This is a genomic window from Pseudomonas sp. SAR267 (assembly GCF_052077595.1).
GTDB lineage: Bacteria > Pseudomonadota > Gammaproteobacteria > Pseudomonadales > Pseudomonadaceae > Aquipseudomonas > Aquipseudomonas vlassakiae.
The window spans coordinates 4,179,814-4,200,407 of sequence record NZ_JBQIHU010000001.1 but is presented as its reverse complement, the minus strand read 5'-3'; the positions used below and the strand labels follow the sequence as shown (position 1 = coordinate 4,200,407).

Below are 20,594 nucleotides of genomic sequence, written 5' to 3'. Positions count from 1 at the left end.
ATTCGAACATGTCCCAGCACGAAACTTCTTCAGCGGAATATGCCCAGCGCGTCATTGACGAGCGCTGCGAGAAGACGCGCCAAAAGATGATCGATGACTGCCCGAGAGAGTGGCGAATCGACGTTATCGGTCGGGTCGCCATACATCGCCGGCAAGTTGCCCAGGACGCCTGCACAGGTGGCCAGCGCTACCGGTCAACCCCAGTCCGCCCTCCAAAACCAGGGCGCTACATCCCACCTGCCCAGCGCCGCAACGAGCCAGGCGCAGCCGCAAGCGCTATCGCCAACATCCGAGCCGCCCTCAATCCCACCAAGGAGGTTCGCCCATGAACCAACCTCACGGCCGCCTGCGTCTTCGGCGGCACTATCGAGCACCACGCTTAACCTTTTGGACCCTGATCACCATCGGCCTGCTGGTCGCGCTGTACCTCATCGCGCCGACCAAGATCGCAGTCGTGCTCTACAAAGCGGCGCTGGTCACTGGCGGCGGCGTGCTGGGGTACTGGATCGACCGCGCCCTGTTCCCGTATGCCCGACCTGACCAGGTTCGTGCAGCGCATCAGCCGTGGGCAGGCATCCGCCGCGCCCTGATCGTGCTGGCCTGCGTCCTCGGCCTGACACTGGGACTCTGACCATGAGGCGACTCTACCTCTCCAGTCTGATCCTCTTTGTTGTCCTGCCGGTTGCCGCGATCCTCAGCAACGTGGCCACGGCGCGAGCTGATGTGCCGACCGAGGCACAGCAGTACCGCCGTGATCTAACACGAATTGCCCAGGCCGAATGGGGGCTTGATGCCCCCGTGGCAACCTTCGCCGCTCAGGTGCATCAAGAGTCGCGCTGGCGGTTCAACGCCAAGTCCCCTGTCGGCGCGCAAGGCTTGGGCCAGGTGATGCCCTCGACCGCCGTGTGGCTTGCGGAACTGTTCCCCGACACCCTGGGCAACGTTGAGCCATATAACCCCACCTGGTCCCTCATGGCCCTAGTCAGCTACGACCGCTGGTTGGCTGACCGCATCAAGGGCCGCAACGCCTGCGAGCGTCACGCCATGGTGCTGTCCTCCTACAACGGCGGTCTGGGCTGGCTGATCCGTGATCGCAAGCTGGCAACGGCAAATGGCGCCGATCCGCTGGTCTGGTTCGGCTCCATTGAGCGGTTCAACGCGGGGCGCTCGGTCGCCGCATTCCGTGAAAACCGGGGCTATCCACGCCTCATCCTCAAGAACTTCGAAGCTCAATACATCGCCGCCGGTTGGGGCGAAGGGGTGTGCTCATGAATGCCATCAAGCCTTTGCTCATCTGGATTGCGGTCATCGCTGCTTCTGTTGGAGGCCTAGCCCTGACGTACAGCGATGGCTACGACCAAGGTTTCGCCTTGGCGAAAGCTCAGGGTGATGCAGCCCTGGACAAGCAGAAGGCCGAGCACGAAGCCGAATTGCGCCGCCTTGCCGAGGCCGCCACCACCGAGCTGAAGAAAGCCGCAGACGAGCTGATCGCCTCGCAGGCATACGGCAACCAACTGGCGGCGGATCTGATCGCCAAGCGGGACGAGCTGCGGACCGTCACTGAAAAACTCACCGGAGAAATTCAACGTGTCACGACCCTCTATCGCCACGCCCTCGATGCGCAGCCTGAACCGCTGCCTCCTGCTCTGTTCACTTTTGGCTTTGTCCGCGTGTGGAACAGCGCCCTCTTTGGCACCACAGCCGCAGTCGCAGTGCCTGCCCCCGGCTCAACCTCCAGCGGAGCTGATGCGAATTCCCCCGGAACCTCAGCCGCTGACGACCTGATCGCGGGTGTTAACCGCGCTGACCTTCTGACCAACCATGTGCGCAACAGCGAGGGCTATGCCTCCTGCCGCGCCCAGCTCTCGAAACTGATCGAATGGAATGCAAGCAATGGACGTAACTGATATCGCCACTGAGACGGAAGAGGCTTTCCGCGAACAGGCGCTGGCGGCGCGGGCGGCAGGCCGCTCGCACTACACCGGGCCTCGGATCACGCACTGCGAAAGCTGCGGCGACCAGATCCCGCCAGCGCGTAGCGAGATCTTGCCGGGCGTTGAGCTGTGCGTGAGCTGCCAGAAAGACCTCGAACGGATGGGCGGCCGATGAGCACCGTTGAGCTGCCGGTCTGGCAGTTGATCACCGCAGGTGTAGGCCTGCTGGGCGCAATGATGGCCCTCCTTAAGTTACTGCTCGCTGCCATCGAGCGCCGATTGGATCAGCGCTTTGCGCATATGGACGGCCGCTTCGAAGAGCTGGCCAAGGATTCTGACCGCCTGCGCCAAGTCGAACTCGGCCTAGAGAAGCTGCGCGGAGAAATGCCGCTGCACTACGTGCGCCGTGAGGACTGGGTACGTAATCAAGCCGTCATTGAATCCAAGATCGACGGCTTGGCCCTCAAATTCGAAAACGTGCAGCTCCGGGGAGCCCGCCCATGAATATTGATACTGCTAAGGTGCGCCGCGAGTCGATGCGCTGGTACATCCTGCTCACCCTCAACACCAGCCGTCCCGTTGATCCGCATGAGGCCGTGGTGCTCTCGACGGTCCAGGGCATGTACCGCGATGCCACGGCGCTGGAACTGCGCCGCGAACTGGACTACCTGGCCGACCGCAAGATGGTCACAGTGGAGAAGTCGCCGTCCGGGCCTTGGTCGGCGGGCATTACCTCCTTGGGCGTTGATATCGTTGAATACGCCGTTGAATGCCGGGCAGGCATCGCTCGGCCAGAGAAGTACTGGTAATGCCGCCGCGTAGCAAGGTCGCCACACTGCCGCCAGAGGTGAAAGCCTGGCTCGATCAGTCGCTGGTTGAATCGAGCTTCAGCGGCTACGAGCTGCTGTCTGCTGAGCTGGAGTCGCGCGGCTACTCCATTGGCAAAAGCGCGCTGCACCGCTATGGCAGCGAGTTCGAAGACAAGCTGGCCGCGCTGAAGATGTCCAGCGAGCAGGCCAAGGCCGTGGTCCAGGCCGCGCCCGATGACGAAGGGGCGGTCAACGAGGCGTTGATGCGCCTGGTTCAAGAGCACCTGTTCAAGCTGCTGATGGCGACCAATGACGAAAACCAGATCGACCTGCCCAAGGTGGCCAAGGCCGTTGCCGAGCTGGGCCGGGCGTCTGTCGTCCAGGCGAAATGGAAAACTGAGGTTCGTGCCAGGGCGGAAGCCGCTGCCAACCAGGTCGAGAAAATCGCCAAGAAAGGCGGCCTCAGCGCCAAGACCGTGGACGAGATTCGCCGCGAGATTCTGGGGGTGGCATCGTGAAGCTGATTCATCAATGGAGCGACGAAGACGGCATCTGGTTGGATGCCAATGAGCAGAGCCTGGTATCTGCCAGGGCTGCCGGCTGGAAGACCAGGACTGTTGTCGAGCTGGCCGACGCGCCGCTGCCTGAGTCGGTGCGCTGGTCGCTACTCAACCTCATCCGTGATGACGGCTACGCGGCGTCGTTCCAGTCGCTCGGGCAGTACCGGTCGGCGCTACTCCGTGCTGTCCGTGAGGATCTGGCGCGATGACCAACGCTCTTTCCCCGCTTACTCAAGCGCTCCGGTCAGAAGGCCTCGGGGAAACTCCCGTGGTCCTGCTGCCCTATCAGCAGAAATGGATCGGCATCCGTGCGCCGTTGAAGGTCGGCGAGAAGTCCAGGCGTATCGGCCTGACCTGGGCTGAGGCCGCTGATAACGTCCTGGTCGCTGCCGCTTCGAAGACCGCCAAGGGCCAAACCGTCTACTACCTGGGCTACAACCAGGACATGACAGTCGAGTACATCCAGGCCTGCGCGATGTGGGCGCGGGCCTTCGACTACGCGGCTGGCGAGATCGAGGAAGGTATCTGGCCAGACGAGGATAAAGAGAAGCACATCAAGACCTACACCATCGTGTTTCCCTCGGGGCACCGCATCGTGGCGCTCACCAGTCGCCCGAGCAACTTGCGGGGCCGTCAGGGCGTGGTGGTGATCGACGAGGCGGCGTTCCACCAGGATCTGGCCGAGCTGTTAAAAGCAGCGCTTGCCCTGTTGATCTGGGGTGGTGAGGTCCATGTGATCAGCACCCACGACGGCACAGAGAACGCTTTCAACGAGCTAATTGAAGAGATCCGCGCCGGTAAGCGTAAGGGCCATCTGTTCCGCTGTACCTTCAGCGAGGCGGTGGCCGAAGGCTTGTATCACCGGGTGTGCATGCGCCGTGGCATCCCTCATATAAAGGAGGAAGAGGACGCCTGGGTCGCGGATGTGTACAGCTTCTATGGCGACGCGGCTACGGAAGAGCTGGACTGCGTGCCCAGTCAGGGCGGCGGCGCCTACCTTTCGCTGGCCCTGGTCGAGAGCCGCACAAGTCGAGACTCCCCGGTGCTGCGCCTCAAGTTTCCGCAGGGGTATGAGACGGCCCCTGAGCATGTGCGCCTGGCTGAGTCGCTGGAGTGGTGCGAGCGCGAGCTGCTGCCGCTGCTGAAGGACTTGCCTACCGACGTACAGAGCTTCTATGGGATGGACTTCGCCCGATCGGGCGACCTGTCCGTCTTCTGGCCGCTACTCAAAGAGCAGAACCTGCGCAAGCGCACGCCGTTCGTGCTGGAAATGCGCAACGTACCGTTTAAGCAGCAAGAGCAGATCCTGTTCTACATCGTTCGGCGCCTGCCCAACTTCCTCAAGGGAGCGCACGACGCCCGAGGCAACGGCCAGCAGATCGCCGAGGCGGCCGCCGTTCAGTTCGGCTTCAACCGCATTGAGCAGGTCATGCTCACCGAGGGCTGGTATCGGGACAACATGCCGCCCTTCAAGGCCGCGCTGGAAGACGACACCCTCTACGACATCCCGGCCGACAAGGACGTGACCGGGGACATTCGGGCTTTCCGGGTGGTGAAAGGTGTAGCGCGCATCCCCGAGCAGCGCACCACCGAGAAAGGTGGCGACAAACGCCACGGCGACGCAGGCGTTGCCCTGGTCCTGGCTGACTTCGCCAGCCGGCAGGAAGTAGAGATTTTCGAATATCACCGCGTCACACCCGCCGCCCAGCATGACCGACAGGTGCAGCGCGGGGCCGGGTGGCGCTCTGGAAAAGGCATCTGGTAATGGCACGCTCCCCAATCGTCGACCAATACGGTCGCGCCATTGAATACGATCAACTCACCGAGGATGTGGCCGCGCCGCGTGTAACCGGAGTGCGCCATGTTTGGCACCCGTCTGTGGCGGGCGGTCTCACGCCGGGCCGTCTCGCGGCCTTGCTCCAGGCCGCTGCCGAGGGCGACGCCCGCGACTACCTGACCCTGGCCGAGGAAATGGAAGAGCGCGACCTTCACTACGCCTCGGTGCTGGGCACCCGCAAACTCGCCCTCGCGGGCCTCAACATCCGTATCGAGGCGGCCACCGACGACGCCGAGGATGTTCGCCGCGCCGACATCCTGCGGGAAGTGGTGGATTCCGCAGAGTTTGGTGAGATGCAGACAGACCTGACTGATGCACTGGGCAAGGGCTACGCCGTGTGCGAAATCATCTGGGACCGTAGCGGCAAAACGTGGATGCCTGAGCGCTTTGAGTGGCGCGACCCGCGCTTTTTCATGTTTGACCGCGAAACGGGGCAAGAGCTGCGTCTGCTCGATGACGCCGACATGGTCAATGGCATTGCACTGGCTCCATACAAGTTCGTTGTGCATCGCCCACGCCTGCGTGCCGGCCTGCCAATCCGTGGCGGCCTGGCCCGCCTGGCGGCGGTTGGCTACATGTGCAAGGCCTGGACCTGGAAGGACTGGATGGGCTTCGCCGACATCTACGGCATCCCCATGCGCGTGGGTCGCTATGGGCCGAACGCGAGCAAGGATGATATCGGCGTGCTGATGTCGGCGGTGGCGAACCTCGGCAGTGACGCGGCGGCCGTCATTCCCGACTCCATGCGCATCGACTTCACCCAGGCTGCCAATGTCAGTGGTGCTGGCGAGTTCTTCAAGGGACTGGCCGAGTGGTGGGACAAGCAGATGTCCAAGGCCATCGTCGGGCAGACCATGAGCGCCGACGATGGGGCCAGCCTCGCGCAAGCCAAAGTGCACAACGAGGTGCGCCTGGATCTGCTGGAGGCCGATGCCAAAGCCGAATCGAACACGCTGAACCGCATGTTCGTGCGGCCTTTCTGCGACTTGAATTTCGCACCAGGTCGGCGCTATCCCCGCCTGATCATTGATGTGCCGCAGCCTGAAAACCTTGAGCTGCTGATCAAGGCTGTGACGGCATTCGTACCACTTGGGTTGAAGATCGAGCAGTCGGTTATCCGCGACAAGTTCGGTCTGCCTGAGCCTGCCGAAGGTGCTGAGGTGCTTGGCGCTCCGGCAGCGGCAGAAGCTTCGGTGACCACTGCGCTCAACCGCGAGCGGCCAGCGGCTTCAGCTGCGGCACCGGACATCGTAGATAACCAGGTCAAGACAATGGCGGCGGCAGCCACTGCACCCATGGATGACCTGGTGGAAGCCATCAAGGAGCTGGTGGACTCGGTGACCAGTCTTGAGGAGTTGCGAGACCGACTCATTGAGGCCTATCCGGCCATGAGCGCCGACCAGATGGCCAGCGCAATGGCTGATGGAATGGTGGCCGCGAGCCTGGCCGGGCGTTATGACATTCTCATGGGGATTTAGTCTTGGTCCTCGACCAGCTTAATAAAGTCTTTCCACTTAAGCGTGATGCCGTTCTCGGCTCGGGTTTTACCCTTGCACCAGATCAGGCCGGACTTTTTGATGATGAGATCACCCAGAAACTCTTTCCCATCGGGTGAGTGAACTTGAAACTCAACACCACTGTTCTTCACGTCCATATCTACATCGAATGACTTGATCTTGACTTTCATTTTGCGGCTCCAGCGCGTACACCCAGGATGTGGTAAGCGTGCAAGAGTAAAGGTTTCGATATGAGTACCACCATAGGCTCGCTGCCCTTTCTGGAACAAATTGACTTCTTTAAAGGTAAGACCAACCTCCCTACCCGTACCTGGGCAGATGTATACGCCGCCGAACACGACTGGGCGTTTGTCGTGGCCGGGGCTACCAAGCGCGACCTGCTCCAGGACATGCGCGGCGCGGTAGAGAAAGCCATCTCGACGGGCAGCACCCTAGAGCAGTTCCGGAAGGACTTCGACAAGATCGTTGGCCAGCACGGCTGGCAGTACAACGGCGGCCAGGCCTGGCGCACGCAGACCATCTTTGAAACGAACCTGCGGCAGTCCTACAACGCCGGCCGCGAAGCGCAGATGGCTGATCCTGAGCTGCGTAAGAAGCGACCATACGGTCTCTACCGCCACGGCGACAGCGCCCACCCGCGACCACAGCACCTAGCCTGGAACGGCACGGTGCTGCCGCTCGATGATGCCTGGTGGTCGACGCACACCCCTCAGAACGGCTGGGGGTGCAAGTGCAAGAAGTTCATGATCAGCGATCGAGACGTTGAGCGCATGGGCCTCAAGGTCGGCCCGGCCCCAGTAGTCGAGTACGAAACCCGCATCATCGGCGTCAATAGCCCCAACGGGCCGCGCACCGTGCGGGTTCCCTTGGGCATCGATCCGGGGTTTGAGCATGCACCTGGTCAGTCGCGGCTGTCGTCTGCTGTACCGCCGCTGCGAGCCCATGACCCGCTGCCCGCGCCTGGTGAGCGTCCTAGCCCAGTGCCTAGCGCCGGTCTGCCGAACCGTCGCCCTCCAGGACCGTTGCCCGCGCCTCGGCCAGCTGCGACAAGCCGGCTCATGCCTGAAGACCTGGCCGATGACGAGTATGTCAGTCGGTTCCTGGGCGAGTTTGGCGCCACGCAGGACAGCCCCGCCGTGTTCCGTGATAAGACTGGTGACAGCGTGGTGATCGGGCGGGGTCTGTTCACCGATGCCAAATCAGGTGCATTAAAGGTCAGCGAGCGCGGCCGGGCTCGTGAGCTGTTGCTGCTGGCCGATGCGCTGCAAGAGCCGGACGAAATATGGGTCAGGCTCGAATGGCAGCATGAGCAGAGCAAGGCCGTGGTGCGTCGCCGCTATATCAGCCGCTTAGAGCTGGATGGAGAAGCGGTGCCCGCACTAGCCGTGTTCGAGGTCGGCGCAGATGGCTGGGATGGCATCACCACGCTTGCCCCGGCCGGCAGCGATCCGGACTACCTGGAGCAGCTGCGCGTCGGCGTCCGTCTCTATCGTCGCCTGGACGGCGACCAGTAACTGGAACAGGAGGTCTCATGGCAGGCGCAATGCTCGATGTAACAATTGATGCCTCGGTGGTTGGGCGCGAACTGGAGCAGTTGCTTGAGCGTCTGGGCTCGATGAGCACGCCACTCAACGACATTGCGGAATACCTGCACATGTCGGTTGATGCCCGAGCACGCCGCCAGGTTGCGCCGGACGGCTCGCCTTGGGCGCCGTTGTCACCACGCACCCTGGCTAAGAAAAAGAGAGGCAACAAGACCTTGCGGGAGTCCGGTGCGCTGCTCGATACGCTTCGGCACCAGGTGAGCAATGACGAACTCCAGTTCGGCACCGACCGCCCCTACGGTGCTATTCATCAGCTCGGCGGCAAGATCGAGCACGCCGCTCGATCCCAGCAGGTGTACTTCAAGGAAAAGGGTGGCGTCGTTGGCAATCGCTTCGTGAAGAAGCGGCACTCAAACTTCTCCCAATGGGTGACGCATGGCGCCCGAACGACCCAGATGCCAGCTCGCCCCTATCTCGGGTTGTCTCATGAAGACGAAACAGAGGTTATGGAGATCGTTGCAAGCTACTTAAAGGGTTGAGTGGCCTTTTAAAAACGCGCTGATTTGAGCGCGTTGGAGGCCCTAGGCGGTGCATCCGGTTGGAATTCGAACTGGAGCACCGTTAGATTACCGTTAGATTTGCTTCTGGCGTCATTCCCAGTCCTCAACCGCCATCTGGAATCTTCGAAAGGCTGGAAAACTTCAAAAAGTGATCCGCTCGCTACCCGAACAGAGGTAGCATTCCCCTCCCTCCCGCAGTACCTCTCAGCCGACCGAATCCTTGCGTCGAGCTTAAAAACACTCCCTCCCTCATGCCCCACACACTGGCGGCATGAAAACACTTCTCGCACTGAACACGGATCTTTCGGCGCTGCTCACCACTGAGGGCAAGGCGCCCGAATGGATCGAGCTGATTCCCACTGGCCCCATCATCGAGGGGCGAGACAAGCGCACCTGGCTGTTCGACGAGCTAGCTCAGCAGTGGGTGCTTGCCGCCTTCGCCGAGCGCGGTATCGACATGGTGATTGACTGGGAGCATGCCACCGAGGTGGCGGCACCTAAGGGTGAGCCTGCACCTGCTGCGGCTTGGATTGACCAGCTAGAGCTGCGCAGTGGTGCGCTGTGGGGCCACGTCGCCTGGACGCCTCGGGCCGGTGAACAGGTCGTAGCCCGTGAGTACCGCTTTGTTTCCCCCGTATTCGACTATGACGACGCCTCCCGGCGAATCGTTCGGATGGTCAGCGTCGGCCTGACGAATAAACCCAACCTGGTGCTTACCGCACTGAATCATGAGCAAACGGAGACTCCTAAATTGGCACTTCCCCTCGCACTCGCGGTATCCCTCGGACTGGACGCCGCAGCCACCGATGAGCAGGCCGTAGCCGCCGTCAACCAGCTGAAGGCCACCGCCACCGCTCGCAACAACGAGCAACCAAGCCTGGACAAGTTCGTCCCACGCCAGGACTACGACAAGGTTCTGTCCCGTGCGACCAACGCTGAGCAGGCGCTGGCAACCCGCAAGGCTGATGACCACAAGGCTGTGGTTGAAGCCGAGCTTGATGCCGCTCTGAAGGCCGGAAAGATCATCCCGGCCACCGTCGATTACTACCGCGCCTCCTGCTCTGAACAGGCTGGGCTCGACCGCTTCCGCGAGTTCGTAAAGGCCGCGCCCTCTGTCGCTGATCCGTCCAGCCTGGGCAGGCACAAGCCGGATGGCACCTCCACCGCCCTGAATGCCGAAGAAAAGCTGATCGCCGGCCTTATGGGCCAGACCGAAGAAGACTTCCTCAAGGGCCGCGCATAAGCGCATAGAAAGGACGAATCCTTATGTTGGTAACTCCACAAGCGCTGACCGCGCTCTTTACCTCCTACCGCAGCGAGTATCAGCGTGCCTTCGCCGACACTCCAACCGACTGGCAAAGCATCGCTACTGAAGTACCGTCGAGCAGTTCGAGCAATACCTACGGCTGGCTGGGTCAGTTCCCAACCTTCCGTGAATGGGTTGGTGAGCGAGTGCTGCGTGACATGGCCAGCCACGCCTACACCATCACCAACAAGAAATTCGAATCTTCGGTCAGCGTCCCGCGTGACGCCATCGAGGACGATGAAGTGGGCGTCTACGGGCCGCTGTTCCAGGAAATGGGTCGCGCTGCCAAGGCTCACCCGGATGAGCTGGTTTTCGCTCTGTTGAAAGCTGGCCTGACCACCGCCTGCTACGACGGCCAGAACTTCTTCGACACTGACCACCCGGTGTATCCGAACAGCGATGGGACCGGCACTGCGATCTCTGTCAGCAACTATCAGGACGGCACAGGCCCGGCCTGGTATCTGCTCGATGTCAGCCGCGCTATCAAACCGATCATTTTCCAAAAGCGCCGCAACTACGACCTCAAGGCCATGACCAAGCCCGATGACGAAGGTGTGTTCATGGAAGACGCCTACCGCTATGGCGTCGACGCTCGCGTCAACACTGGCTTTGGCCTCTGGCAGTTCGCTTACTGCTCCAAGGCGCCACTCAATGCCGAGAACTACGCGGCCGCACGCGCTGCAATGAAGGACTTCAAGGCCGATGGCGGTCGCCCGCTGGGCATCCGCCCAGGACTGCTGGTGGTGCCATCCAGTTTGGAAGGCGCCGCGCGCAAGCTGGTTGTCAAGGACGCTAATGCTGGCAACGAATGGGCCGGCAGCGCTGAAGTGCTGTCGCCGAGCTGGCTGGGGTAACCGTCATGGGGACAGTAATCAAAGCCAAGCGAGACGGTTACCGCCGTGCGGGGCTCGCCCACAAGGTGGCGGGCACGTTCTATCAGGACGGTGACCTGTCGGAGCAGCAACTGGCCGTACTGCGGGCCGATCCCCATCTGTTGGTGGTCGAGGGCGTGCTGGAGGACGCCTTGCAAGCCGACCAGGACAACGCCGAGCTGTTGCAGGAAATGGGCACCACCATCGCAGCCCTAGAGCACGACCTGGAGCAGACCCGCGTTCTCCTGGTGTCCACCTCTGCCGACCTGTCGGCGGCGCTCGCCCTTCAGCAGGCAGCGCCCGCCCTGGTCGTCGAAGAGGCCAAGCTCCTGGTTCAAGAAGATCCGACCAAGGAAGGCGTCATCTGCATCCTGGCTGACAACCTGGCCGCTCTCATCGCCGCACACCTTCAACCACAGAACAAGACGCCGGAGGCGCAGGTAGATGGTATCCAATCGACTCTCGGCACTTCCGTCGAGCCGCCGAGCGCGGCGCCGGTTCAGGCAGTGGTTGCGGCAACTGGTGATCAGTCAGCCGGCGTGAACCCCGAGAAGGCGACAGGCAAGCGCGGTAAGGCTGCTCAGAAGGACGCTGATTGATGAACCTCTCGCTGCCGAGCGCTACAGCGCTGATCACCCGCTTTGGCTCCAAGGAAATGGCGGACCTCGCGGTCCCCAAGACCAGCCGGCCCATTGACGGGCTGCTGCTGGAAGCGGCGGCCAAGGGTGAGCCGCTGGATGACTGGGATGCCGAGGATGTGGCATCGGCCGTCGCCGCGCTGGCAAGGATTGCCGACGCCGCCACACGCGCACGCAGCGAGGTTCAGTTCTACCTGCGTTATCGCCAGTCGGGGCAGGACGCCCCGGACTGGGTGGCCGATGACCTGCCTGAGCTGACCCGCTTCCACCTGTACGGCGAGGCAGCCAACGCTGAGTCGGCCGTGCGGCTGCGCTATCGCGACATCATCAAGCGGCTGGAAAGCCTGGCCACCGAGGATGAAAAGCGCGGTGCGGCCGAGTCCGGTCAGTCCGGTTTGCAGATCAGCCATCAGCCGCGGATGTTCAGCCGCACCACCATGCGGAGGCTGTGATGCTCGGTGAACTGGAGGATGCCGTTCAAGGCCGCCTGGCCGAGCTGAAGCAACGGCTGCCAAGGCTGCGCGTGGACAGCTACGGCGGGGAGCTCAGCGACGATGACTTGCTGGTGGACCTGCTGAAGCTCACCCCAAGCGTACTGATCACCACCCCAAAAGTGGTGTTCAAGCCCAAGGGTAACCGCCGCTATCTGGCCTCGGTGGTGTTCCGTCTGGTCATCGCCAGCACCTCTGTTCGTGGCGAGCGGGAGACGCGGCGCGGCTCCGTGCCCACCGATCCAGGCAGCTACTGGATTTGGGAAAGCTGCATGCGCCTGCTGACCAACTGGCAGCACAAGCCGGACGGCGCCCAGGTGAAGCCGACTGAGTTCGCCAACCTGGTCAATGGCAAGTTCCAAAGCAGCCACCTCTCGGTACTGGGGCAATCGTTCGCCGTCGAGCTGGATTGGGAAGTGCCCGAAGGTGAGCTGCCATGGCTGGAAGGCGTTGACCTGGCGTACCACGTTCCGGCAGGCAATCCGAACGCCACCGTTACTGACTCAATTGATGTGGGGGATTCGTAAATGCTCGTGATCGCAACGCAACACCCTGTCCCGGTCATGCCGGGCACTGCCAAGGATGGCAAGCAGTTCATTGAACCCGCCCCGGCCAAGCCGGTGCGCGTGGATGAAAACGCCTACTACCTGCGCCGCATTGCTGCTGGTGAGCTGGAGCGGGTGGAAGAAAAGGCCAGTGCCAAAGCGCCCGCTAAAAAAACCGAGGCTACAGAATGACCATTTCCTTTGACACCATCCCGGCGAGCATCCGCAAGCCCGGCGTCTACATGGAGTTCAATACCAGCCTGGCTGTGCGAACTCTGCCAACCAATGCCCAGCATATCTGCCTGGTGGTGCCGCTTGAGGCGGGGGCGACCGCCGCTGAAAATGAGCCGGCGCAGATCTACAGCGCCGTCGAAGCCAAGGCGGCTTTCGGCGCCGTAGCGGGCGAAATGGTTGCGGCGGCTATTGCCACCTACCGCTATGCCGCGATTTCCTGCGTTGGCGTGACAGTCAGTGGCGATACTGAGCCTGATATCTCGGCCGCGCTCGCTTCCACCGCCCAGGGCGGCTACACCATCCTGGTTCCAGCCTGGTTCAGCGAAGCTGCGATGACCGCCATCCGGACGCACATTGCCACCTGGACCAATTCCATCGAGCAGCAATCGATCATCGGTGTCGGTGCGGTGACTACCACCCTATCGGCGGCTACCGCGCTGGCCAGCGCCCTCAACTCAGGTGCGATCACCGTCGCGCTGCTGTCCGGCACCACCTCTTCCGCTCGCCAAGTGGCGGCGGCATACGCTGCCATCATCGCGTCGGAGGAAGATCCGGCCAGGCCGCTCAACACCCTGGTGCTGACCGGTATTTCTATCCCGCCAATCGCCAGCCGCCTGGGCCGTACCGAGCAGGAAACCTGCCTGGCCAACGGTATCACCCCACTGGAGGTAGGCGCCGGGAATGTCGTCCAGATCGTGCGGGCCATCACCACCTACACCAAGAGCGCTGCCGGTGCGACTGATGTGTCAATGCTCGATCTGACCACTATCCGCACTCTGTACTACGTGCGTCAGGCGTGCCGCGACCGCATCCGTTTGCGCTTCCCGCGCTCCAAGCTGAGCAGCAAGACCGCTGAAGCAGTGCGTGGTGAGCTGCTGGACGTGCTTAAGAAGTGCGAAGAGCTGGAGATCGTGGAGAACGTCGATGACAACGCGCCCGCATTGGTCGTCGAGCGCTCCGCTCAGGACGTAAACCGCCTCAACGGCGCCATTCCCGCCGATGTCGTCAATGGCCTGCATGTGTTTGCTGGCCGCATCGATCTGCTGCTGTAAGGAGCAAACCCCATGTCCGACAAATTCGTTGGGATGATCGTTCTCGAAATCAACGGGACCGATTACGAGGTCACCAGCTTTGAGCCGTCCCTCAAGACCGGTCGCAAGGTGGTCAAGACCATGAACCGCTCCGGGCGTGCCACGGGCACCGCCAAGGGCATTGAAGAGTATGAGCTGAAAGTCTCGGTGGCCATTCCGAAGACGGGCGAACCCGACTGGCGTGCCCTGATGGATGCCAAGTTGACCGTCTACCCACAGGACGGCGGCGGCAAGCGTGAGACCTGGACGGGTTGCAGCCTGATCGAGACTGGCAGCAAGTACCAGGTCGAAGGCGAAGCCACCCGCGACCTCACCATTGCCGCCCTGAACTACTACACGGAGTAAGCCATGACTGACCAAGACAAGCGCTGGGACGGCCTGACCATCAAGGGTGAGCTGCCGGTTGGCGTTTACTTCGCAGGTATTCGCCATAAGGCGTTCACCCTGCGTGCGGGTGTCACCGGCGACTTGATTGCCGCCCAAGAGCTGCACCCCGACGGCCCGTTGCAGTTGATCACGCTGGAGGTTTACCGCCGCCAGCTGCTGTCGCTGGGTGACATCGAGGCTCAGCACTTGACCACCGACCTGCTGCGTGACGGGCTGTTGGAGATGGACCTGGCTGCCATTGCGGATGCGGACCTTTCCCTGGAAAAAAAGCTGAAGCCGCAGAGCGCGGCCAGCAAGCCTGGCGGCGAATCGAGCACTACCTTGTCCGACACGGCTACCGGCTAGACGAAATCAACAACATGACCCGGCGCGAGGTCGAGGCGAGGCTAGACCTCCTGGCCGGCAAGACCAAGGGCACCCGGTACGTCAGCCGGCGCCTCGGCAAGCCCAAGCAATGACGAACAAAGGCTCGGTAACGGGCCTTTCTTCTACCTGAAAGGTTCCTCGGAGTACTCCCCATGTCAGATTTGCGCGTAGCGTTGCGCATCCAAGCCCATGCCGGGGACAGCCGGCGCGAAATCGGGCAACTGAACCGCGACCTGCACAACGCTGGCAAGCAAGGCGCCAAGTCGCTGGCCGACGAGAGCTGGAAGGTTTCGACGGCGATCACTCGCATTGGCACCACAGGTGCGGCCAGTTACAAGGTGGTCCGCGAAGCGGTGCGCGATACGGCCAAGGAAAGCCGAACCCTGGCCGCTGAGAGCAACAAGACCTCAGGCGAAATGCGCAAGGTCGGAGCCACGGGTGCGGCCAGCTATCGCGTGGTGCGTGAGTCCATGCGCGACACCGCCAAGGCTGGGGGCGCTGCGCAGCTCGTGCTGACCAAGACCTCGGCTGAGTTTAAGCAGATGTCGGAAGCCGCTCGAAAGGCGGCACGAGACGCCAAAGCGGGGCTCAACAGCACCGAGCGTCAAGGCGTCGAGCCGCTGAGGCAGAGCGTAGAAAAGACCGAACAATCGTTCCGGCGTATGGCCCAAAACGGCGGCCGCAACCTGCGTGGGCTGAAGGCCATCGCTGCCGGGGTGGGTCAAGAGTTCGACCGCATCAAGCGCTTCGGCAGCAGCGCCCAAGGCCAGTTGGCCGGGCTTGGTGTCGGGGTCGGCGTGGCGTCCGGCCTCAAGTCGAGCGCGGTACTGGACCGGCAGTTGATTCGCACCCAGCAAACGGCCGGGTTGAGCATTGGAGAGCGACAAGAGTGGCGCGGTGAGCAATGGCGGCTCGCTCAGAAGTATGGCGTGGAGCGTGAGCAGGTGCAGACTGGCTTTGACACGCTGATCGCCAGCGGCCTGTCGTATGACAAGGCCAAGCCAAGTGCGGACGCGATTGCCCAGGCCAGTGCCGTGACCGGCGCGGACAGTGGCGTGTTGGCCAGGGCGTTGGTCACCGGCTCCAGTGCGTTCGATATCGACCTCTCGAAGCCGAATGCCGCACTCGACATCCTGGAAAAGATGACGGTGGCGGGTCGCCTCGGTAACGCCGAGCTGGAGAACCTGTCGAGCATCTTCCCGAAGATTGGCCAGGACGCCAAGTCGGCCGGCATGAGCATGTCGCAGGCGCTGTCCTTCGTCGAAACGCTGTCCCTCATCGAGCTGGAGCCAGACCGGCTTGGCACCCTGGCGCAATCGACCTTGCGCGCATTCAACAACGGCAACTACCGCAAGGAAGTGACCAAGGCTACGGGCGTCGAGTTCTTCAACAAAGATAAAAGCATGCGCGATACCCAGGACATCTTCATGGACCTGCGGCGCAAATTTAAGGCGCTGAAGAGCGACAAGGACCGCGCCCGCTTCATGGATGTGGCCTTTGGCAAGATGGACCAGGACACACAGAAAGGCATCAAGGCTTTCTTGACCGGCGACAGGTTGGAGAACTTTGCGAAAAGTACCAGCGAAATCAAGGACGCCAAGCCCGTTTTCCAGAAAGACCTTGCTGATAACGTCGACAGCGCCACGGGCACAGCAGGCCGGCTCAAGGCGACTCTCGGTGCAGCGATTGACCGCATGTCGACGCCCTTGAACAAGGGGCTCGCGGACATGGGCAACTACCTGCTCAACGATCTGAACCTGTCCGGGGAGCAGATGCTGGGCGCCGGGCTGGCTGCGGGCGTTGGTGCCTACGCCACAGGGCGCGGTCTAAAAGCCGGTGGCAATGCCTTGCTCAACAAGTTCATCAGCGGGCCTGAGACCCTGAAGAACATAGCCGTGGGTAAGGTGCTCGAAGAAGCGGCAGGCGTCACCTCAGTGTTTGTCACCAACTGGCCGGTCGTTGGGCTTGGTGGCGTATCTGGGCCTGATATCTCATTGGGCCAAAAAACAGGCGGTGCCAAAGTGCCGCCGAGCGCTCCCGGTGATTTTTCCGCGCTGGCCGCACGTGGCGCGGGCGTGGCACAGGTGGCGGGTGTTTCCACGGTCGGTGTGCTCACCAGCGGCTCTACCGAGAACACTGACGAGGGCCGACTGCGTGCTGCTGAAAGCTCCAAGCTGCTCAGCGCTGATCAGCGCACTTACTACAGCGCGTTCTACCGCAACCGCATGAGCCTGGCTGAAGCGAACCCGGATGCCGCTGATAACTGGGTTTCCTCGGAATCGCAGAAGCTGACGCAGCAGCAGACGGGGCTCACCGCCGCAGGCATCAGCATCGGTAAGGGTGAATCATGGGCCAGGCGCATTGCTCTGGCGGGGCTTACTCAGCCCGCTGAAGGGCTGGCCCTGCTCCAAGGCACCCAGCCCGGTAGCAACACCGTCGGCGTCATGGCGGCTCAACCAGGACGGTCGCAAAGCTCCCCATCGGTATGGGCTGCGGCTGCCAGCCGGTTGGCAGCACCTGAGGGTTCTCCCGCTATGGCGGGCTGGGCTGAGCAGGCCTTGCAACGCCTCGGGCCATCCAGTGCCATGTTGCCGTCAGGCATGGGCGGCCAGGTCCAAGGTGCTGGAGGGCAAGACGCGGCATTGCTGCGTGAGCTGTCGGAGGTGCTGCGTCAGCAGATCAGCCAGATGCAGAGCCTGGTGGGGGTGCCCCTGGTTGTCGAGGTTAGAAGCGATAGCAGCAGCATTTACGCCGATGTGGAGCGTCGCATCGGCATTCAGTCGAGGCGTGGATAATGAGCTGGAGTGAAACCCTACTAGATGCCTCGTATCGGGGCGTGCCGCTGGGCGTCATGGCGGAGAGCATGGAGGGTGAGCGCGAGCTTGCTCAACACGGTGTTCCCTACCGCGACGGTGACGATGTAGAGGACCTGGGGCGCAAGGCGCGCCCGTTCTCTTTCACCGTCGTGGTGTTTGGCACCAACTACGAAATCGAGTTGCAGAAGCTGCTGGCAGCACTCGACACACCAGGGCCTGGCGAGTTGATTCACCCGATCTACGGGCGCTTGGATGTTCTAGCTCGCCGCTGGAAGGTGGATCACACCGCCGAACGTCCAGACTACGCGCAGGTAGAAATCCAGTTCCTGGAGCGCACGCCCTACGAGCCGTTCTTTGCCCGGCAATTTGAGTTCGTGGACGAAGGCGTGCTTACCGCAGAGGACGCACGGCGCTGGCAGAACGGGTTATTGGATCTGCTCGGCCAAGTAGACGCCCTGGTCGCTGCCGTACAGCAGTTGATCGGCGGCGGCTGGGTTGGGCTGCTGGAGAACCTGCTGGGGCTGCCAGGTATCGGCTTGAGGCTCCTGCAACTGCGAAGCCAGATACTGGGCATCGTCTCGGGCCTGGCCAGCTTGCTGGGCAAGAACGCAGGGGCGCAGTTTGATCCGCTACTAGACCTGCGCAGGACGCCAACCGAGATCCGTGCGGCGATCTCTGCGCAGATTGATCCGTCGCCTACTGACGGTGTCAGCAACAGTGCCTTCGCCATCGGCACAACCTCGCTCGACTCGGACACCTCAAGTTCGGGCAGCATCATCGAGCAGACCGAGGCAGCGCTGAAGTTGATCAATCAGCGGCTAGTTGCTCAGGACAACCTGTTGCTGGAGATACCCGGCGCTGAGTCCATTGAGGCGGCTCCTGCGCGAGTTGGGACCGCCATTGTGGCCGCAGCCAGGCTGGGACTGTCTCCGGCCGACGATGTGACGTCGGCCATACCGCTGGGCGGCCTTATCCTGGGCGGCGACTCTATGTTGTCGCCTACCAGTGCCGTAGCTTGGAACCTGGTGCTCCTGGTAATCACCGAGGCGGCGCTTAGCCAGGCGTCGGCGGTTATCGCTCTGCTCGATGGCGAACGCCAGGTGCCCACGCTGACCCCGGAGCAACTTGAAACCGTGGTGGCCAGCTCTCGCGGCCTCACGCAGGCCGCGATCTTGTTGCACCGACGTTTGCTTGGTGTGGAGGACGCACTGCGGGTCATCGAGCCACTACGGGCCATCGCCGGCATCGTCCAGGCAGCAGCCCGTCAGGTACTACAACTGCGCCCGCCGCTGCTACGTCGGACGGTGGCCAGCGAAACCAATCTGAGGCTCTTGGCGCATCAATGGTACGGCGATCATTCCAGGGCCTTGGAGATCCTGCGCTTGAATCCGGCACTGCGCAGCCCGCATGCCATCGCCGCTGGGGAGGTGCTGCGTGCCTATGCCCGTTGAGTCCCTTGAGCAGATCCGCTTGGCTATCGGTAGCCATGCTCATGAGCTGTGGGATGGCTGGTCGGTAGAGAGCGACCTGCTGACGCCCGCCGATGCGTTCGAACTTGAGCTGTACACCCGCGACCCTGGCCCAATACCCAGTCAGCTTCAGGAGGGTGCGCCATGCACCTTGAGTCTTGGCAACGACCGTGTGCTGAGCGGTGTTGTAGACGAGATCGAGCTGGATGTCTCGCGGCAGAACCGCACTATCCGCATCACCGGGCGCGACAATGCGGCGGTGCTCGTCGACTGCTCGACGCCCTTTGTATCAATGCGCGAAGTCGGCCTGGCCGACATCATCAAGGAAGTCGTCAAGCCGCTGGGTATCGCGCAAGTTGAGATCCGAGCGGCATCGAGCAAGACCCGTAAGCGGGTCCAGATCGAGCCAGGTCAAAGCGCATGGGAAGTGTTGCTCCAGGTCGCTGAGGCTAACGGCCTCTGGCCGTGGTTCGAGCCGGACGGGCGTCTGGTGGTCGGCGGGCCTGACTACTCGTCGGCGCCGGTGGCAACGTTGATCATGCGAAATGATGGTCAGGGCAACAATGTCGAGCGGCTTTCGGTGCGTCGGTCCATGCCTGGCCGCTACAGCCAGGTCACGGTGTTAGGGCAGCACGGCCAGTACGACAACGACGGTTACGACACCAGCCGGGCCAAGCTAAAAACGGTGGTGAGTGATGATGTGCTGGCCCGTCGTGGGATCTTCCGGCCCAAGGTGGTGATCGACAGCGCTTGTGAGAACCAGGACATGAGCCAGGCGCGGGCGCGAAAGCTGCTCGCGGACAGCCGCCTGGAGGGCCTAGAGATCAGGGCCGTGGTGATGGGGCATCGTGCTGGCAATGGCGCGGTGTGGACCCCAGGGCAGCGCGTGAACATCGTCAGCGAGCCCCACGGGTTGAACGCGACCTACTTCCTCATGGCCAGAACCCTGCGGCTCAAGCGCAGTGGGGGCGCCATTACCGAGCTGAGACTGCGAGAGGACAAAACGTGGGTGCTCGATGGGAATCCGACCAAGAAGGGTAAAAAGCGCAAGTCCAACGCGGACGCGGCCTTTATTCAGGAGCTGCACAAGTTATGAACCTCGTTAGGACGATCCGCAATCAGGCGCGACAAGTGCAGCAGAACGTTCGCCAGGCATTCCGGGCGGTGGCGGCGCGCAATAACCACTCCGGTGCGCAGATCGGTGTAGAAATGGAGGGGCTTGCCGGGGAGAAAGTCAGCGGTGAGCTGATGCAGCACTACGGCTTCGTCTCTGGCCCACTGCCCGGTGCCGAATACATCGTGATTCCCGTAGGGGGTAACTCCAAGCATTCGGTAGTAGTGGCGACTGCTGATGGCCGCTATCGACTGCAAGTTGTTGACGGGGAAGTCGCGCTCTACACCGACGAAGGGGACTATATCCACCTGAAGCGCGGTAAGTTGATCGAGGTGAAGACAGACACATTGATCGTTAATGCGTCAAAAAAGGTGGTGTTCGACACGCCCCTGGTCGAAGGGACAGGCCAGATCAAGGACGCGGTGAGGACTATGCAGGAAGACCGCGAACTCTATAACCAGCACGTCCACGGCAGCAGCCCTAAGCCTTCGCCGCTGCAATAGT

At 62.1% G+C, this 20,594-nt stretch carries 26 protein-coding genes; 25 read left to right on the top strand and 1 reads right to left on the bottom strand.

Annotation, left to right across the window (positions count from 1 at the left end):
* Positions 1-325: 325 nt before the first annotated feature.
* Genes ACTORR_RS19760 through ACTORR_RS19715 form a run of 10 tightly spaced genes read left to right on the top strand, consistent with a single transcriptional unit; the run spans position 326 to position 6,618 of the window.
* Positions 326-631: a putative holin gene (locus ACTORR_RS19760; protein ID WP_441343805.1), complete on the top strand. Its 306-nt coding sequence runs from the start codon at positions 326-328 to the stop codon at positions 629-631.
* A 2-nt stretch (positions 632-633) separates the two neighbouring features.
* Positions 634-1,272 (top strand): transglycosylase SLT domain-containing protein, encoded by a 639-nt coding sequence (locus ACTORR_RS19755; protein ID WP_441343804.1) that lies wholly within the window; start codon positions 634-636, stop codon positions 1,270-1,272.
* A complete protein-coding gene (locus tag ACTORR_RS19750) occupies positions 1,269-1,907 on the top strand; it encodes a DNA-packaging protein (protein WP_441343803.1) in 639 nt (212 codons plus the stop codon). Before ACTORR_RS19755 ends, ACTORR_RS19750 begins: the two co-directional genes overlap by 4 nt.
* Positions 1,894-2,109 (top strand): TraR/DksA family transcriptional regulator, encoded by a 216-nt coding sequence (locus tag ACTORR_RS19745; protein WP_441343802.1) that lies wholly within the window; start codon positions 1,894-1,896, stop codon positions 2,107-2,109. The genes ACTORR_RS19750 and ACTORR_RS19745 overlap by 14 nt, the downstream gene beginning before the upstream one ends.
* Positions 2,106-2,438 carry a hypothetical protein gene (locus tag ACTORR_RS19740; RefSeq protein WP_441343801.1) on the top strand — a complete coding sequence of 111 codons (333 nt, stop codon included), beginning with the start codon at positions 2,106-2,108 and terminating at the stop codon, positions 2,436-2,438. The genes ACTORR_RS19745 and ACTORR_RS19740 overlap by 4 nt, the downstream gene beginning before the upstream one ends.
* Positions 2,435-2,743 (top strand): hypothetical protein, encoded by a 309-nt coding sequence (locus tag ACTORR_RS19735; protein ID WP_180688548.1) that lies wholly within the window; start codon positions 2,435-2,437, stop codon positions 2,741-2,743. Before ACTORR_RS19740 ends, ACTORR_RS19735 begins: the two co-directional genes overlap by 4 nt.
* The gene (locus ACTORR_RS19730) at positions 2,743-3,261 is read left to right on the top strand and encodes a DUF3486 family protein (RefSeq protein WP_069017116.1); all 519 of its coding nucleotides are present in this window, start codon (positions 2,743-2,745) and stop codon (positions 3,259-3,261) included. Before ACTORR_RS19735 ends, ACTORR_RS19730 begins: the two co-directional genes overlap by 1 nt.
* The gene (locus ACTORR_RS19725) at positions 3,258-3,512 is read left to right on the top strand and encodes a hypothetical protein (protein ID WP_441343800.1); all 255 of its coding nucleotides are present in this window, start codon (positions 3,258-3,260) and stop codon (positions 3,510-3,512) included. The genes ACTORR_RS19730 and ACTORR_RS19725 overlap by 4 nt, the downstream gene beginning before the upstream one ends.
* A gap of 59 nt (positions 3,513-3,571) precedes the next feature.
* Positions 3,572-5,068, top strand: coding sequence for a hypothetical protein (locus tag ACTORR_RS19720; RefSeq protein WP_441343799.1), 1,497 nt, complete (start codon positions 3,572-3,574; stop codon positions 5,066-5,068).
* Positions 5,068-6,618, top strand: a complete 1,551-nt coding sequence (locus ACTORR_RS19715; protein ID WP_441343797.1) for a DUF935 domain-containing protein — start codon at positions 5,068-5,070, stop codon at positions 6,616-6,618. Before ACTORR_RS19720 ends, ACTORR_RS19715 begins: the two co-directional genes overlap by 1 nt.
* On the opposite strand, the gene ACTORR_RS19710 is transcribed toward ACTORR_RS19715, so the two are convergent.
* On the bottom strand, positions 6,615-6,827 hold the full coding sequence (locus ACTORR_RS19710; protein ID WP_441343796.1) for a hypothetical protein: 213 nt from the start codon (positions 6,825-6,827) through the stop codon (positions 6,615-6,617). The genes ACTORR_RS19715 and ACTORR_RS19710 overlap by 4 nt on opposite strands.
* 60 nt (positions 6,828-6,887) lie before the next feature.
* Between ACTORR_RS19710 and ACTORR_RS19705 the strand changes: the two genes are divergently transcribed.
* The 15 genes from ACTORR_RS19705 to ACTORR_RS19635 all read left to right on the top strand — a co-directional run bounded on the left by ACTORR_RS19705 (position 6,888) and on the right by ACTORR_RS19635 (position 20,593).
* Positions 6,888-8,171 (top strand): PBECR2 nuclease fold domain-containing protein, encoded by a 1,284-nt coding sequence (locus ACTORR_RS19705; RefSeq protein WP_441343795.1) that lies wholly within the window; start codon positions 6,888-6,890, stop codon positions 8,169-8,171.
* 17 nt (positions 8,172-8,188) lie between these two features.
* On the top strand, positions 8,189-8,740 hold the full coding sequence (locus ACTORR_RS19700; protein WP_441343794.1) for a phage virion morphogenesis protein: 552 nt from the start codon (positions 8,189-8,191) through the stop codon (positions 8,738-8,740).
* A 292-nt stretch (positions 8,741-9,032) separates the two neighbouring features.
* Entirely contained in the window at positions 9,033-10,004 is a 972-nt protein-coding gene (locus tag ACTORR_RS19695; RefSeq protein WP_441343793.1) for a phage protease, read from the top strand.
* A gap of 23 nt (positions 10,005-10,027) precedes the next feature.
* Positions 10,028-10,921, top strand: a complete 894-nt coding sequence (locus ACTORR_RS19690; protein WP_208211295.1) for a Mu-like prophage major head subunit gpT family protein — start codon at positions 10,028-10,030, stop codon at positions 10,919-10,921.
* A gap of 5 nt (positions 10,922-10,926) precedes the next feature.
* On the top strand, positions 10,927-11,538 hold the full coding sequence (locus ACTORR_RS19685) for an HI1506-related protein (protein WP_441343792.1): 612 nt from the start codon (positions 10,927-10,929) through the stop codon (positions 11,536-11,538).
* The gene (locus tag ACTORR_RS19680) at positions 11,538-12,029 is read left to right on the top strand and encodes a phage protein Gp36 family protein (RefSeq protein ID WP_441343791.1); all 492 of its coding nucleotides are present in this window, start codon (positions 11,538-11,540) and stop codon (positions 12,027-12,029) included. Before ACTORR_RS19685 ends, ACTORR_RS19680 begins: the two co-directional genes overlap by 1 nt.
* A complete protein-coding gene (locus ACTORR_RS19675) occupies positions 12,029-12,595 on the top strand; it encodes a phage protein Gp37 (RefSeq protein WP_313666553.1) in 567 nt (188 codons plus the stop codon). Before ACTORR_RS19680 ends, ACTORR_RS19675 begins: the two co-directional genes overlap by 1 nt.
* Entirely contained in the window at positions 12,596-12,805 is a 210-nt protein-coding gene (locus tag ACTORR_RS19670) for a hypothetical protein (protein WP_441343790.1), read from the top strand.
* Complete coding sequence (locus tag ACTORR_RS19665; RefSeq protein ID WP_441343789.1) at positions 12,802-13,899, top strand: phage tail sheath subtilisin-like domain-containing protein; 1,098 nt, start codon at positions 12,802-12,804, stop codon at positions 13,897-13,899. The genes ACTORR_RS19670 and ACTORR_RS19665 overlap by 4 nt, the downstream gene beginning before the upstream one ends.
* A 12-nt stretch (positions 13,900-13,911) precedes the next feature.
* On the top strand, positions 13,912-14,283 hold the full coding sequence (locus tag ACTORR_RS19660; RefSeq protein ID WP_069017079.1) for a phage tail protein: 372 nt from the start codon (positions 13,912-13,914) through the stop codon (positions 14,281-14,283).
* A 3-nt stretch (positions 14,284-14,286) separates the two neighbouring features.
* Positions 14,287-14,670, top strand: coding sequence for a hypothetical protein (locus ACTORR_RS19655; RefSeq protein ID WP_441343788.1), 384 nt, complete (start codon positions 14,287-14,289; stop codon positions 14,668-14,670).
* 173 nt (positions 14,671-14,843) lie between these two features.
* Positions 14,844-17,486, top strand: a complete 2,643-nt coding sequence (locus ACTORR_RS19650) for a phage tail tape measure protein (RefSeq protein WP_441343787.1) — start codon at positions 14,844-14,846, stop codon at positions 17,484-17,486.
* On the top strand, positions 17,486-18,958 hold the full coding sequence (locus ACTORR_RS19645) for a DNA circularization protein (protein WP_441343785.1): 1,473 nt from the start codon (positions 17,486-17,488) through the stop codon (positions 18,956-18,958). Before ACTORR_RS19650 ends, ACTORR_RS19645 begins: the two co-directional genes overlap by 1 nt.
* A complete protein-coding gene (locus ACTORR_RS19640; RefSeq protein ID WP_312818138.1) occupies positions 18,948-20,072 on the top strand; it encodes a phage baseplate assembly protein in 1,125 nt (374 codons plus the stop codon). Before ACTORR_RS19645 ends, ACTORR_RS19640 begins: the two co-directional genes overlap by 11 nt.
* Positions 20,069-20,593, top strand: coding sequence for a phage baseplate assembly protein domain-containing protein (locus ACTORR_RS19635; RefSeq protein WP_441343783.1), 525 nt, complete (start codon positions 20,069-20,071; stop codon positions 20,591-20,593). The genes ACTORR_RS19640 and ACTORR_RS19635 overlap by 4 nt, the downstream gene beginning before the upstream one ends.
* Position 20,594 lies beyond the last annotated feature (1 nt).

Excerpts from the sequence above, each read along its gene's own strand:
- ACTORR_RS19760 (WP_441343805.1), top strand. The coding sequence starts at position 326 with ATGAACCAACCTCACGGCCGCCTGCGTCTTCGGCGGCACTATCGAGCA.
- ACTORR_RS19740 (WP_441343801.1), top strand. The coding sequence starts at position 2,106 with ATGAGCACCGTTGAGCTGCCGGTCTGGCAGTTGATCACCGCAGGTGTA.
- ACTORR_RS19685 (WP_441343792.1), top strand. The coding sequence starts at position 10,927 with ATGGGGACAGTAATCAAAGCCAAGCGAGACGGTTACCGCCGTGCGGGG.
- ACTORR_RS19635 (WP_441343783.1), top strand. The coding sequence starts at position 20,069 with ATGAACCTCGTTAGGACGATCCGCAATCAGGCGCGACAAGTGCAGCAG.
- ACTORR_RS19675 (WP_313666553.1), top strand. The coding sequence starts at position 12,029 with ATGCTCGGTGAACTGGAGGATGCCGTTCAAGGCCGCCTGGCCGAGCTG.
- ACTORR_RS19745 (WP_441343802.1), top strand. The coding sequence starts at position 1,894 with ATGGACGTAACTGATATCGCCACTGAGACGGAAGAGGCTTTCCGCGAA.
- ACTORR_RS19680 (WP_441343791.1), top strand. The coding sequence starts at position 11,538 with ATGAACCTCTCGCTGCCGAGCGCTACAGCGCTGATCACCCGCTTTGGC.
- ACTORR_RS19670 (WP_441343790.1), top strand. The coding sequence starts at position 12,596 with ATGCTCGTGATCGCAACGCAACACCCTGTCCCGGTCATGCCGGGCACT.
- ACTORR_RS19705 (WP_441343795.1), top strand. The coding sequence starts at position 6,888 with ATGAGTACCACCATAGGCTCGCTGCCCTTTCTGGAACAAATTGACTTC.
- ACTORR_RS19690 (WP_208211295.1), top strand. The coding sequence starts at position 10,028 with ATGTTGGTAACTCCACAAGCGCTGACCGCGCTCTTTACCTCCTACCGC.
- ACTORR_RS19700 (WP_441343794.1), top strand. The coding sequence starts at position 8,189 with ATGGCAGGCGCAATGCTCGATGTAACAATTGATGCCTCGGTGGTTGGG.
- ACTORR_RS19645 (WP_441343785.1), top strand. The coding sequence starts at position 17,486 with ATGAGCTGGAGTGAAACCCTACTAGATGCCTCGTATCGGGGCGTGCCG.
- ACTORR_RS19660 (WP_069017079.1), top strand. The coding sequence starts at position 13,912 with ATGTCCGACAAATTCGTTGGGATGATCGTTCTCGAAATCAACGGGACC.
- ACTORR_RS19710 (WP_441343796.1), bottom strand. The coding sequence starts at position 6,827 with ATGAAAGTCAAGATCAAGTCATTCGATGTAGATATGGACGTGAAGAAC.
- ACTORR_RS19640 (WP_312818138.1), top strand. The coding sequence starts at position 18,948 with ATGCCCGTTGAGTCCCTTGAGCAGATCCGCTTGGCTATCGGTAGCCAT.
- ACTORR_RS19755 (WP_441343804.1), top strand. The coding sequence starts at position 634 with ATGAGGCGACTCTACCTCTCCAGTCTGATCCTCTTTGTTGTCCTGCCG.
- ACTORR_RS19695 (WP_441343793.1), top strand. The coding sequence starts at position 9,033 with ATGAAAACACTTCTCGCACTGAACACGGATCTTTCGGCGCTGCTCACC.
- ACTORR_RS19715 (WP_441343797.1), top strand. The coding sequence starts at position 5,068 with ATGGCACGCTCCCCAATCGTCGACCAATACGGTCGCGCCATTGAATAC.
- ACTORR_RS19730 (WP_069017116.1), top strand. The coding sequence starts at position 2,743 with ATGCCGCCGCGTAGCAAGGTCGCCACACTGCCGCCAGAGGTGAAAGCC.
- ACTORR_RS19750 (WP_441343803.1), top strand. The coding sequence starts at position 1,269 with ATGAATGCCATCAAGCCTTTGCTCATCTGGATTGCGGTCATCGCTGCT.
- ACTORR_RS19735 (WP_180688548.1), top strand. The coding sequence starts at position 2,435 with ATGAATATTGATACTGCTAAGGTGCGCCGCGAGTCGATGCGCTGGTAC.
- ACTORR_RS19650 (WP_441343787.1), top strand. The coding sequence starts at position 14,844 with ATGTCAGATTTGCGCGTAGCGTTGCGCATCCAAGCCCATGCCGGGGAC.
- ACTORR_RS19665 (WP_441343789.1), top strand. The coding sequence starts at position 12,802 with ATGACCATTTCCTTTGACACCATCCCGGCGAGCATCCGCAAGCCCGGC.
- ACTORR_RS19655 (WP_441343788.1), top strand. The coding sequence starts at position 14,287 with ATGACTGACCAAGACAAGCGCTGGGACGGCCTGACCATCAAGGGTGAG.